We start from the raw sequence: 11,594 nt of genomic DNA, 5'->3' as shown, positions 1-11,594 counted from the left end.
AAAAACGACAGGGAGACACATGCTGAAAGAGAGGCTATCGCCGGCCGAAGAAGCCGCCCGCGAACAGGAAATGCGGCAGGAGCTTGCCGCCTGCCCGCGCATCCTCGATCTGATCGCCCGTGGCCCGCTCGGCGATCCCAATGCGGAGTGCGTCATCTATCTGCGCTCGCCCCTCGATCCCAATCCGGTCACCCTCTCGAACGATCAGCTCATGGGCTCGGTCAAGGCGGCGGAAAACTTCTTCCGTCGTGAGGGTATCGGCAAGGAGGATGCGGTCGCGATCCTGCTGCCGAGTTGCCCGGCCGCGATCGCCGCGATCTGGGGCGCGGCCGCCTGCGGCATCGCCGAGCCGCTCAATCTCCTGTTCACACGCGAGGCCATCATCGCCCAGCTCAATGCCATCAAGGCAAAACTGCTGCTGGCGCCGCCACCGGGCATACCGGGCGGGCTCTACGAGAAGATCGAGGGCCTGCAGGGCGACGTGCCGTCGCTGAAGCGCATCGTGATCGCGCCGCTCGACGGCACCATCTCGTTCGATGGTGAGGTGCTCAAGCCCGATCCGGCATGGCGCGACGATTACGGCCAGTCGAAGGATTTTTCCGAAGCCGACCGCGTCGCCGTGATGCTCCCGACCGGCGGCACCACCGGTCATCCCAAGGTGGCGCGGCTCACCAACCGCGCGATGGTCGCTTCCACCGTCTCGTCGCGGATGGCGCTCGACTTCCGAAAGGGCGAACGCTGCACGGTCACGCTGCCGCTGTTCCATGTCGGCGGCCTGTTCTGCACGGTTGCCAACAGCCTGTCGGCCGGCGCGACCATGTTCATCCCCGGCCCCGCCGGCGCGCGCGATCCGGCGCTGATCACGAATTTCTGGAAGATCGTCGAGAAGTACCGCGTCAACGTCAACGGCAATGTCCCGACCGCGCTTGGCGCCATCGCAGGCGTCCCGGTCGGCGACGCCGACATCTCGTCCCTGCGGGTGACCGCCACCGGCGCCTCGATCTGCCCGCTGGAGATCGAGCGCCGCTATCTTGCGGCCTGGGGCGGCCCCTGCATCCAGCAGCTCTACGGCATGACCGAGCTTGCCGGCGCCATCACCCATGACGTCCACGGCATCAAGCCGCGGCCCGAAGCCGTCGGCACCCGCAATCCGCTGGTCGAGCTTGCGATCCTCGCGGGCGGCAAGCTGCACACCGGCCCGTGGCCTTCGCCGGTCGGCGAACTCTTGACCCGCGGGCCGCAGGTGTTCGCGGGCTATGTCGACAAGAAGCAGACCGAAGACGCTTTCCACGACGGCTGGCTGCGCACCGGAGACATCTGCCGGATCGACGCCGACGGCTTCGTCTACATCATGGGCCGCGCGAAGGACGTGATCATCCGCGGCGGCCACAACATCGATCCGCGCTCGATCGAGGACGCGGCGCTGCAGTTTCCGGGCGTCGCGCTCGCCGCGGCGGTCGGCCGCCCCGACGCTTACGCGGGCGAGGTGCCGATGCTGTTCGTGTCGACCCAGCCCGGCGTCCAGGTCGATCCGCAGGCGCTTGCCGCGTTCGTCCAGGAGAACATCCCCGAGCCGCCGGCGCGGCCGCGCGCGGTCTCGGTGATCTCGGAAATGCCGGTGACGCCGGTCGGCAAAATCTTCAAGCCGAAGCTGCGCGAGATCGCCGCCGGAGACGCCGCGCGCGAATTGCTTGCCGCGGAAGGCCTCGCCAAGGAGGTGAACGTGGAAGCGATCACCGATCCGTCGCGCGGGCTTTATCTGCGCGTCAGCGCCGCGCCCGACAAGGCGGAGACGGCCGGCCGGTTGCTGCAGAAATTTCCCGTGAAAGTCGAGGTCGAGGCGTCCTAGAGCACGATCCGGAAAAGTGGAAACCGGTTTTCCGAAAAGGTCATGCTCAAACAAAGAGAGGAGATCATGATCCGATTCCGTCTAATCGGATCATGATCTACGCCTCATAGCTTCGATCGCAGCATCAGCCTGGCAACGAACATGACGCTGGTCTTTCCGACCAGCGCCGTTCCACTCACCTGCGCGGTGTCAGCCGAATAGAGACCGGTGAAGCCGCAGGTCACATCGCGCCCGCCGAACAACGGCAGGACGCCGGCAGACTTGGTGTGCTCGCTGGTGGTCAGCTCGCCGCGCCACTTGCCGTGATCGGCGCTGTAGGAGCCCGAGTAGTAGAAATACGAATCTCCGCCCGCGATCCTGCCGTCGTGCAGCACGATGACGCCGTTGGCGCGGCCCTGCCCGCCCTCGGTCATCTCGATCTGAATGGTGTAGAGCCCGTTCGTTACTGTCATTGCGCCCGAATTTCCGACCGCATCATCGTCGGCCTGGGTGACAGGAAGCAATCCCATAAATCGTGAAATCCTCGCGCGTTTCGCCGCGCCCTCGCCGCTTGGCTCTGGGCGCTGTACACGGGGCGCGCACGTTATCCCCAGAACACAATGTAATTTTCTCATTATTTTTCAATATGATATCGCGCGAAAAGCGAATCAGTTTGACTCACCGGTGCAAAACTAAATAGAGTCTGAATAGATACTTTTCTGTACAGGCGTAAAAGGCTAGCGTTTTGCCATGGCCACGGAGAAAGCCGAGACCGATCGCATTCCCGTCACTTTGGCGCTCTCGACCATCGCTTACATGGAGAAGCTGGTGAGACAGGGCACCCATGGCACCAGCGTCCCGGGAGTCGCCCGGACCTTGATCGAGGAAGGCATCCGCCTTGCGATCAAGGATGGGCTGTTGTCGATCCGCGACAACGGCAAGCCGTGAAGCGAGGCGTCAGACGGTCCGGCTGAAGGGTGGTCAAGCCAACCCGGAAACTTTCCGGCAACCTGGGACCATCGCCATGACCGCCATCCTATCGATCTGGACCCCCGAACGCGTCGAACAGCTCAAGCGCTGCTTCGATGCCGGACTGACCTGCCGCGAGATCGCGGTCGACATCGGCGTCAGCCGCAACGCCGTGATCGGCAAGCTCTCCCGCCTCAATTTGACACGGGAGCCGCGCGACGACGACGCCACACGACCGGCGCGTAAAGCCTCGCCCCGTGCGCCGCGCGCGAGGACAGTGCGGCATCAGATCCGGATGCTGCAGGCCGAATACGGCGAGGCGCCGCCGGAGGAGCCGATCGCGAACGGCCATTGCTGTTCGCTGCTCGAACTGGATGAGCAGCGCTGCCGCTGGCCGGTCGAAACCCCTGATGCCAGCGATTTCCGCTTCTGCGGCAACCGGCCGGTCGACGGCCTGCCCTATTGCGCCGGCCACGCCCGGCTCGCCTATCAGCCCAGCCCTCGTGCGCGAGTTGCGCGCGGCTAACCCAGCCGCCAGCCGACGTCCGCCTTGATGCGCTCGAGGAATTCCGGCGTGTAGGCCTGTTCCGGCGTCTGGCGGACGCGCTCGTCCAGCACATGGGCGTCCTCGCCGACCAGGATGCGCCAGCGATCGGCCTTGACGCCGTCGAGGATGATTTTGGCCGCGGCGGCCGCCGTGGTCGGCGCATCATCATGAAAGGTCCGCGCGCGATCGAGCGCGGCCTGCTGGATCTCCTGGTCCGACATCGCATCGACATCGATCCCTGCGCCCTTCATCCGCTGGCGCGCCTGCAGGATTTCCTGCTCGGTGAGCTGGTCGGATTCCGTGCCGATCTGCACTTTCCGCGAATTGGAGACGATCGAGGTGCCGATATGGCCGGGCATCACCACCGAGCACTTGATATGCGGCGCATTCAGCCTGAGGTCGTTCATCAGCGCCTCGGAGAATCCCTTCACCGCGAACTTCGCCGCGCTGTAGGCAGTGTGCGCCACGCCCATGCCGACGCTCGCCCAGAACCCGTTGACGCTGGAGGTGTTGACGATATGCCCCTCGTCCGCCTTCACCAGGAGCGGCAGGAAGGTGCGGACACCGAGATAGACGCCGCCCCAGCAGATGTTGAAGGTGCGCTCCCACTGCTCGCGCGTATTGGTGAACAGGCTGCCACCGCCGCCGATGCCGGCATTATTGAACAGCAAGTGGATCTTGTCGGTCGCCTGCTGCTCGATCACCTCGTCGCGAAAGCGCTTGAGATGATCCTCGATCGAGACGTCGGCAATATGGGTGGTGACGCGCAATCCCTGCGGCAGCTTCTCGGTTTCGCAGAGCCGCTTCGTCTCCGCCATCGCCTCCGCTGAGACGTCGCACATCGCGACATTGCAGCCCTCCGCCACGAGCTGACGCGCGAGCTCGCGTCCCATGCCCGTGCCACCGCCCGTGATCACGGCAATCTTCCCTGCAAATTCCTTCATTGGAGACGCTTCCCTGCTTCTTGTTGTTGGTTGATGCGTCCCATTCCACAAGGCGGGAAATCGACGCCCAGCGTTTGTTGTGCCGGTGACAGCGAGACTAGCGAATGTCAAAGCCGCGATCCAGTTGTGGCGCGTTCAGCTAGCCGCTACATCGCCTCGCGATCAGCCTCAGCCACGGCCCCGAGTGGAAGGCGCTCATCAGCACGTACATCGTGACCATTCCCGCGAACGGCGACGTGACTTGCGAGCAGAGCATATCGGGCGCGCCGCCGCCGACGACGGCGGTGAGCAACGCCATGACCGCGAAGGTCGGCGCGGCCGCAAGCGATAACCAATCGGCTGCCGACATCTTCGTTCTGACGCTCGAACGTTGCGACGGCGAAGCCTCGTTCGCCGCCTCAACGTCGAGCTTTGGGCAATGCGCCGTCATCGTCATTCCCTGTTCTCGATATCGCTGGTCGCGTGGCCCGGGCCGACGGTCAGCACCGTGACGACAGCCTCCGCCCACTCCACCGTGGCGGTGAGGAATGTTGGGGAAAGGATCGTCCAGTCGACCATGAGCCGATCTCCTCGCTGCGTACCGGTCTGTCACGGTGAGGTAGACTACGACCGGGCCTGAACGGGTGAGAGTGACAAGTGTGACGGGATTCCGATGGACTCGCTGATCACGGCCGCCGCGCGTGCGCTCGCGATGGGCGATCCCCTCGGCGCATTGAACCGCGTTGCGCTGCGCGAGGACGCGCCGGCGCTGGCGCTTCGCGGCATCGCGATGGCGCAGCTCGGCGATTTCGTCCGCGCCAAGGCTCTGCTGCGCGGCGCCGCACGCGCCTTCGGCCCGAAGGAGGCGATCGCGCGCGCCAGATGCGTCGTCGCGGAGGCCGAGGTCGCGCTCGCCTCCCGCGACCTCGGATTCCCCGCCAAGGCGCTCGACGCCGCGCGGGCGACACTCGAAGCGCACGGCGATTTCGTCAACGCCGCGCATGCGCGCTATCTCGAGATCCGCCGCCTGCTCCTGATCGGACGCCTCGATGACGCCGAGCGCAGGCTCGCCGATCTTGATCCAGCGCCCTTCCCGCCGACCTCAAGGGCCGCGCACGAATTGGTCGTTGCCGGCATCGCGATGCGCCGCCTCCGCACCAAGCCGGCTCGCGCCGCACTCGCGCGGGCCGAGGCCGCAGCGCGGCAGGCACGGATTCCTGCGCTGACGGCAGAGGTCGAAAGCGCGGCCCTTCTGCTCGGCACACCCGCGGCCCGCCTCGTTGCACGCGGCGAGGAGCGCCCGCTCCTGCTCGATGAGGTCGAGGCGTTGCTGGCGTCGAAGTCGCTGGTCGTGGATGCGTGCCGTTATGTCGTGCGCGAGAGGGACATGACGGTTTCGCTTGCCACACGTCCGGTTCTGTTCGCGCTCGCCCGCGCTCTGGCCGAAGCCTGGCCGGACGACGTGTCCAGGGAGACGTTGGTCGCGCGGGCATTCCGCGGCAAGCATGCCGATGAATCGCATCGCGCGCGGCTGCGGGTCGAGATCGGGCGGCTTCGCAGCATGCTGCGCACGCTCGCCGACGTCAGCGCGACCAAGCAAGGGTTCGCACTCGTGCCGCACCAGGCACGCGACATCGTTGTGCTGGCGCGCCCGGTCGAAGAGGAGCATGCGGAGGTGCTCGCCTTTCTGGCCGACGGCGAGTCATGGTCGAGCTCGGCGCTGGCGCTGGCGCTCGGCGCCAGCCAGCGCACCGTGCAGCGGGCGCTCGACGCGCTTGCGGCCAGAGACAAGGTGCAGTCGTTCGGCCGCGGGCGCGCACGCCGCTGGGTGACCCCGCCTTTGCCGGGTTTCGCGACGACCTTGTTACTCACCGCGCCATTGCCGAATGGCTAGGGTGCCTCCAGTTTCGAACAGCGAGGAGGAAGCATGATCACGTCAGCAGCCGAAATCATCCGCGAATATGGCCCATTCCCAGGCGTCGACAGCGTCCATGGGCTGACCTATGACGGCAAGCTCGTCTGGTTCGCGTCCGGCGACCGGATCAGCGCCATGGACCCGGCGAGCGGGGACACGGTGCGCTCGATCGATGTGCCCGCGCATGCCGGAACGGCGTTCGACGGCCAGCATCTGTTTCAGATCGCCGAGGATCGCATCCAGAAGATCGATCCGAAAAGCGGCCGCGTGCTCGCGACGATCCCCTCGCCCGGCGGCGGCGGCGATTCGGGCCTGGCCTGGGCCGAGGGCACGCTCTGGGTGGGACAGTACCGGGAGCGCAAGATCCACCAGATCGATCCCAAAACCGGAGCGATCCTCCGCACCATCCAGTCCAACCGCTTCGTCACCGGCGTCACCTGGATCGACGGCGAGCTCTGGCACGGCACCTGGGAAGGCGACGAAGGCGATCTGACCAGAATTGATCCGAAGACGGGCGAGGCCCTGGAGCGCCTGGCGCTGCCGCCCGGCGTCAGCGTGTCAGGGCTCGAGTCCGACGGAAGCGATCAGTTCTTCTGCGGCGGCGGCACCAGCGGCAAGGTCCGCGCGGTGCGCAAGCCCAAGCGAAGCGCACGGTAGGGCGTTTTCGAGCGAAGCATGCCCTCGGACTTGATCCGAAGGTGGACACCGATTGGAACGCGGCGCACCTGCGCCGCGTTTCGCGTCTTGAACCTTGAGCCGTCTGCGCCGACCTACGTCCGGGGAGGCAATGGATTGGAGGCCCTCATGACCGATTGGCACGATACCATGGTCGATCAGCCCGAGGCTGGCAGCGGGGCCTACGTCACCGGCTGGACCATCAGCGGTCTCGCCGTGCTCGGCACCATCGTCGCCGTTTGGGTGCTTGGCATCTAGGCCGCACCTGATAAGTCCGGCCTACAGGTGTCCGGCGTCTTCAGCTCGTGCTGGATCTGCTCTTCCTTGAGCTGGCGCTCCGCTTCGTGCCAGAAGCGCTCTTCTTCATTTTCGGGGCTTCCCGCGGCTTCCCACAATCGATAGGCGCGCGCTCGGATTGCCTGATCGTCTATCTTCATTGCCCCAGCTCCTTCCGGACCGTGGCAGCGCTGTTGCCAACCTTGTCGACAGCCTTCTGGAGCTGCTCTCTCGTTACCCCGAGTTCTCTGGTCCAGTACTTGACCTCGAAGTCCTCGTGCATGTTGATCTTCGAGCGGTCGCGTTGATCCCTCTTGGTCAGATTATCCATGGCGGTTCCTCTTCTTGCGGATAGAACGCCAGAACACATTGCAGGTTCCCGGCAGGCAGATGGCCCCGTTCGCCAGCATCAACGGACGCTGCTCTCCGCATATGATCGGCACCTCAATGGCACCAGGAGGACTACTGCTGACGTACGTGAGCAGCTCGAGCTCTCAACGAGCGAACATCTCGATAGGCTGGAATTGAAACCGTGGCTGAACCCGGCAAGCAACTTCGCGCGGAGTGCCCAAGCGGTAAAAATATACGGGGAACATTACCTATGTTAAATCATTTATTTATTTAATGCTGTATTTAATTTTGACATTTAATACCCAGTCAGCATTGGAGAAGTCAAATGAAGATCGGGTTCGGCATTGCCGCCGCGATTTTGGCCCTCTCTTTGACGGCAGTCATCCCATCCGTGCAAGCCTGCAATGGCGGGGGAAATTGCGATAACGCCCCCGGTCGAGATCCGCCCGGTCAACGTGTTGGCGGAGCCCCCGGGCCGATTGCCGGCGCAGGCCTTCCGATCCTTGCCGTTGGCTACGGTGTTTATTGGCTGATCAGGCGCCGCCGTAAGCAGGACTGATATTTTTCCCGTGGACGCACCAGCAAGCGCTGGCTGGCATCCTCCACCGCGTCGGCCGCCAGGCCCGCGCGGCTTGCCGTTTGTTGGAAATCTGCCAGCGCTCGGCAAGAACCCGCTCGGCTTCTTTGCTGAACTAGCGGATCGGTACGGCGACTTCGTCTCGCTCAATCTTGCCGGATGGCCGGCCCTTTTTATCAACGATTTGCCTGCGATCGAGAAGGTCCTCGTCGAGGACCATCGAAACTACATCAAGCACAAGTTCTTCTGGCGCCATGTGACGGCGGTGTTCGGGAAAGGCCTGCTCACCAGTGAAGGTGAGCCTTGGCACCGCCAGCGTCGCTTGGCTGCGCCTGCCTTCGCCGGCCGGCAATTGCTTGCTTACGACGGCGCGATGGTGGCCCTTGCTCACCAGTTGCTGGATGGCTGGCAAGATGGCGAGATCATCGACATCCATCCCGAGATGATGGGACTGACGCTGCGGATCGCAGCCAAGACCCTCTTCGATTCCGAGGTGGAGCGAGACATTCACGACATGGATCTTGCGGTCAACGACCTCGCCGTGGAGATCGCATCGCGCTACAAGCGCCCGATCCTTATTCCGGACGCGTTTCCGCTGCCCGGCCACCTCAGATACCGCCGCTCGATCCGGACGATTGAAAGAGTAGTCTCGTCCATGATCGCTGAACGGCGCGCCAGCGGCGTGGAACATCGAAATGATTTTCTGTCGCGTCTGATGGCAGCGCGCGACGACGCAGGAAAACCGGTGTGCGACTCGTTGCTTCGCGACGAGGCGATCACGCTCCTTCTCGCAGGGCACGAGACCACGGCCCTGGCGCTTTCCTGGACATGGTTTCTGCTCGGCCAGCATTCGGACACCGAGGCGCGCATGGCCGCGGAAATCGCCGAAGTGGTCGGCGATCGCCCCGTCAGAGCCGAGGATGTTCAGCGCCTGAAATTCACGGAAAGCGTCGTGATGGAAGCGATGCGGCTTTACCCGCCCGCGTGGGCCATCGGCCGGGAATCCGTGCAACCGTTCGACCTTGGCGGCTACTCTTTCGGAGCGGGGACAACCATCTTCATCATCCCATGGGTCCTGCATCGCGACCCGCATTATTTCGAGGAGCCGGAGACTTTCCACCCCGAACGCTGGATGGGCGACCTCGAGCGCAAGCTACCCCGCTTCGCCTATATGCCGTTCGGCGGCGGACCGCGCGTCTGCATCGGCCAGCGTTTCGCCATGATGGAAGCCGTCCTGGTGCTGACGACCATGGCGCAACGTTTCTCCATGGAATGGCTGCCAGATCGCAAGGTAACGCCATTTCCGTCGATCACGCTGCGCCCTCATGGGGGCGTGTGGCTCAAGGTCAAGGAGCGTCGGACAACGAATGGTCGGAGCGGCGGGATTTGACCCCCAGCCCCAATCGCCCAGGCGTGGTCAGAGTTCTTTGACTCCGCTTTTTTGGAAACCGCGAAAAGTGTGAACCATTTCACACACGAGGTAGCATGGTCTTGCTAAGATGCTGTTACTGGGATTTCAGGGCACCAGTTGAGACAAACGCCGCCGGGACGCTGTATTTCGAGCCCGGCGGCGCAATTTTTCGGACCAACGTTGAGGCCGAGCCTGAGCCTGCGACAGCCTCATATGGTTAGGTAGCCACGGCATTCCCACAGCTTCACAATTGACTTCCTCTCCACATTGGAGGCTCGATGACCGACGATAAAGTCACCCGTCTGCGGGCCCATACCAACAACATCAGCCGATATCGGCGGCTGCTTGGGACCAATCTCTCGGACCTTGAGCGCGGGTTTGTCGAAAGGCGCTTGAACGAGGAAAGGTTGGCTGTGCAAAGCTTGACCAATTCTCCAGTTTCGACTTGTCGCTTGGACTGGAGCGGCCCGCCAGCGTGAACGGACGGTTGGTCGGGCGCCTCCGCACGTTGTTACACTTGTAACTCTCAGATCATGGCTCTGCTGCCCAGCGCAGGGTAAAGCGTTGGCATAGACCGAAGGGTGATCTGATGAAAAAAGACGACGTGATCTGCCCTAAATGTGGAGCAGGCTTCCGCAGGATCGAGCTGTCATCCGGAAAGGGCGAGCCAGGCGAATATCGCTGCCCGGCTTGCGGCACATCGCTGGAGATTTTCAACGGCGACAGCTCGGTCGCTTACCGCTTGACGATCCAGCCGTCGATTAGAGCCTTCAAGGATTAAACGGTCCCTCGGGACAGGAACGAAAAACCCGGCAGGTGCGGCCCGCCGGGTCATTCGCAAATATGATCAGGTAATACGATGCGGCAATTAAATGCCGAATTATGTAACGAGGGAATGAAATTCGTGTCAGTAGGAATGCGGAGACCCCACTGGTGCACGCAGGCGTGCACCGGCGCGAACACCTAATGACCCGAGCGCCCTCTCGAAGGAAGCCCGCCATTTGCGACGGGCTCAAGGCTAGGGAGGCGCGTTTGAGGACGCCATTTGAGTCTACAGCGATTCGCGCTTGTCTCGTGTGTTGCAGTTTACACACCCTGCGAGGTGGCAGCATATTTGACGGCCGTCGAACACATCAGAAAGGCGAGGCGGCCACAATAAGGTTCGTTGCGGGCGCCCTCGTAGAGACCTCGCCGCAATGAACTGGTCGCTTTTTATGTTTGCCAAGTGAAGAACCAGGCCCTCTTTGTGCAAGCTTCTTAAAATTCAAGTTGAATGGCACAATTTGCACTCACATCCCGGCAGCGGTTGTGCTTCGGTTGACGTGCGATCTCTCGCTGATCATCTCAGCCCCCTAGCCCAATGGTCGGTTGAGAGGGAGCGACGCCCCGGCGCGATCCCCACGATCCGCCGGGGCACGCACTTCCGCCGGCCACATCAAAGTGCAGGCTGAAAGGACACGGATGAGGTTGCGAGGCTCTTCGCACCCTCATCTCTTTGCTGCGTGTCGATCAAACCGGCAGCAATTCAAGTCTTGATAAACGGCGCACCTATTTTAGCCAGTGTCGATTGCGAAGCCTGAACCAAGGCCAAGTCGATGAAGACAAATCTTCATCGAGATTGCATTGAGGTTCGCTCCTCAAATGTCGCTCGATATATGCCTCTTAGACATTTTAAATCACGATGGAGGTAGCCCCATGTCGATCGTGCAATTTACTCGTTTCAGAACCGATAAGGCCGAGGAAATGACCCAGATTGCCAGGCGGGCGAAGAAGATCTTTGAAAAACACGGTGCCGAATTTCTTCGGCTGTCCCGTTTCCACACTGGCGTGTGGGCAGGAGAATGGCTGGTTACGACGCGCTACGCCGGTTGGGAAGCTTACGGCAAAGTGCAGGAGGCCGTGGCAAAGGACCCGGAGTTCGTGCAGTTGCAGGCTGAGGGAATGAAGATCGCCGAACTGCAGGGCCGCAACATCGCTGTCGGCATCGATCTCTAGCAGTCTGCTGAAAAACCTTAAAATGGAGAGTTTTCGCCTTCTCGGCGGTTGTTGTTGGAGCGGCGGGGTGGGCGGTTGGATTTTTAGCCTGTTGTTAGGGGCACCCTGACGCGAGGCGGCTAAACGG

At 62.7% G+C, this 11,594-nt stretch carries 16 protein-coding genes; 10 read left to right on the top strand and 6 right to left on the bottom strand.

What is annotated here, in order from left to right:
• Positions 1 to 19: 19 nt before the first annotated feature.
• Positions 20 to 1,849, top strand: a complete 1,830-nt coding sequence (locus ACZIRK_RS41105) for an AMP-binding protein (protein ID WP_130228410.1) — start codon at positions 20 to 22, stop codon at positions 1,847 to 1,849.
• A 104-nt stretch (positions 1,850 to 1,953) separates the two neighbouring features.
• On the opposite strand, the gene ACZIRK_RS41100 is transcribed toward ACZIRK_RS41105, so the two are convergent.
• Complete coding sequence (locus ACZIRK_RS41100) at positions 1,954 to 2,358, bottom strand: GrlR family regulatory protein (protein ID WP_245287224.1); 405 nt, start codon at positions 2,356 to 2,358, stop codon at positions 1,954 to 1,956.
• Between the two features lie 220 nt (positions 2,359 to 2,578).
• On the opposite strand from ACZIRK_RS41100, the gene ACZIRK_RS41095 reads away from it, so the two are divergent.
• Positions 2,579 to 2,776 (top strand): hypothetical protein, encoded by a 198-nt coding sequence (locus tag ACZIRK_RS41095; protein WP_027580595.1) that lies wholly within the window; start codon positions 2,579 to 2,581, stop codon positions 2,774 to 2,776.
• A 76-nt stretch (positions 2,777 to 2,852) separates the two neighbouring features.
• Entirely contained in the window at positions 2,853 to 3,323 is a 471-nt protein-coding gene (locus ACZIRK_RS41090; RefSeq protein WP_028162868.1) for a GcrA family cell cycle regulator, read from the top strand.
• Here ACZIRK_RS41090 and ACZIRK_RS41085 read toward each other — a convergent pair.
• From ACZIRK_RS41085 to ACZIRK_RS41075, 3 genes are all read right to left on the bottom strand, one after another.
• A complete protein-coding gene (locus ACZIRK_RS41085) occupies positions 3,320 to 4,288 on the bottom strand; it encodes an SDR family oxidoreductase (RefSeq protein ID WP_028162869.1) in 969 nt (322 codons plus the stop codon). The two genes, ACZIRK_RS41090 and ACZIRK_RS41085, sit on opposite strands and share 4 nt — an antisense overlap.
• Positions 4,289 to 4,427: 139 nt before the next feature.
• Positions 4,428 to 4,724 carry a hypothetical protein gene (locus ACZIRK_RS41080; RefSeq protein ID WP_474419497.1) on the bottom strand — a complete coding sequence of 99 codons (297 nt, stop codon included), beginning with the start codon at positions 4,722 to 4,724 and terminating at the stop codon, positions 4,428 to 4,430.
• Entirely contained in the window at positions 4,721 to 4,846 is a 126-nt protein-coding gene (locus tag ACZIRK_RS41075) for a hypothetical protein (protein WP_283814853.1), read from the bottom strand. The genes ACZIRK_RS41080 and ACZIRK_RS41075 overlap by 4 nt, the downstream gene beginning before the upstream one ends.
• 94 nt (positions 4,847 to 4,940) lie before the next feature.
• Here ACZIRK_RS41075 and ACZIRK_RS41070 point away from each other — a divergent pair, with 94 nt between their 5' ends.
• The 3 genes from ACZIRK_RS41070 (at position 4,941) to ACZIRK_RS41060 (ending at position 7,115) form a co-directional block, all read left to right on the top strand.
• Complete coding sequence (locus tag ACZIRK_RS41070; protein WP_130228408.1) at positions 4,941 to 6,161, top strand: helix-turn-helix domain-containing protein; 1,221 nt, start codon at positions 4,941 to 4,943, stop codon at positions 6,159 to 6,161.
• Between the two features lie 33 nt (positions 6,162 to 6,194).
• On the top strand, positions 6,195 to 6,839 hold the full coding sequence (locus tag ACZIRK_RS41065) for a Vgb family protein (RefSeq protein ID WP_130228407.1): 645 nt from the start codon (positions 6,195 to 6,197) through the stop codon (positions 6,837 to 6,839).
• Positions 6,840 to 6,986: 147 nt separating this feature from the next.
• Positions 6,987 to 7,115 (top strand): hypothetical protein, encoded by a 129-nt coding sequence (locus tag ACZIRK_RS41060; protein WP_283806995.1) that lies wholly within the window; start codon positions 6,987 to 6,989, stop codon positions 7,113 to 7,115.
• Here the strand turns inward: ACZIRK_RS41060 and ACZIRK_RS41055 are convergent.
• Positions 7,112 to 7,294 carry a DUF2934 domain-containing protein gene (locus tag ACZIRK_RS41055; RefSeq protein WP_130228406.1) on the bottom strand — a complete coding sequence of 61 codons (183 nt, stop codon included), beginning with the start codon at positions 7,292 to 7,294 and terminating at the stop codon, positions 7,112 to 7,114. The genes ACZIRK_RS41060 and ACZIRK_RS41055 overlap by 4 nt on opposite strands.
• The gene (locus ACZIRK_RS41050; RefSeq protein ID WP_130228405.1) at positions 7,291 to 7,464 is read right to left on the bottom strand and encodes a DUF3606 domain-containing protein; all 174 of its coding nucleotides are present in this window, start codon (positions 7,462 to 7,464) and stop codon (positions 7,291 to 7,293) included. Before ACZIRK_RS41050 ends, ACZIRK_RS41055 begins: the two co-directional genes overlap by 4 nt.
• 345 nt (positions 7,465 to 7,809) lie before the next feature.
• On the opposite strand from ACZIRK_RS41050, the gene ACZIRK_RS41045 reads away from it, so the two are divergent.
• The 4 genes from ACZIRK_RS41045 (at position 7,810) to ACZIRK_RS41030 (ending at position 11,467) form a co-directional block, all read left to right on the top strand.
• Positions 7,810 to 8,043, top strand: coding sequence for a hypothetical protein (locus ACZIRK_RS41045; protein WP_130228404.1), 234 nt, complete (start codon positions 7,810 to 7,812; stop codon positions 8,041 to 8,043).
• A gap of 10 nt (positions 8,044 to 8,053) precedes the next feature.
• Entirely contained in the window at positions 8,054 to 9,451 is a 1,398-nt protein-coding gene (locus ACZIRK_RS41040) for a cytochrome P450 (RefSeq protein WP_245474922.1), read from the top strand.
• A 610-nt stretch (positions 9,452 to 10,061) separates the two neighbouring features.
• Positions 10,062 to 10,253, top strand: coding sequence for a hypothetical protein (locus tag ACZIRK_RS41035; RefSeq protein WP_130228402.1), 192 nt, complete (start codon positions 10,062 to 10,064; stop codon positions 10,251 to 10,253).
• Positions 10,254 to 11,167: 914 nt separating this feature from the next.
• A complete protein-coding gene (locus tag ACZIRK_RS41030; RefSeq protein ID WP_456642285.1) occupies positions 11,168 to 11,467 on the top strand; it encodes a hypothetical protein in 300 nt (99 codons plus the stop codon).
• Positions 11,468 to 11,594: the final 127 nt, after the last annotated feature.

This window comes from Bradyrhizobium sp. Leo114, assembly GCF_055229415.2.
The sequence above is the reverse complement of the archived record's forward strand: the minus strand, read 5'-3'. Positions and strand labels throughout refer to the sequence as shown.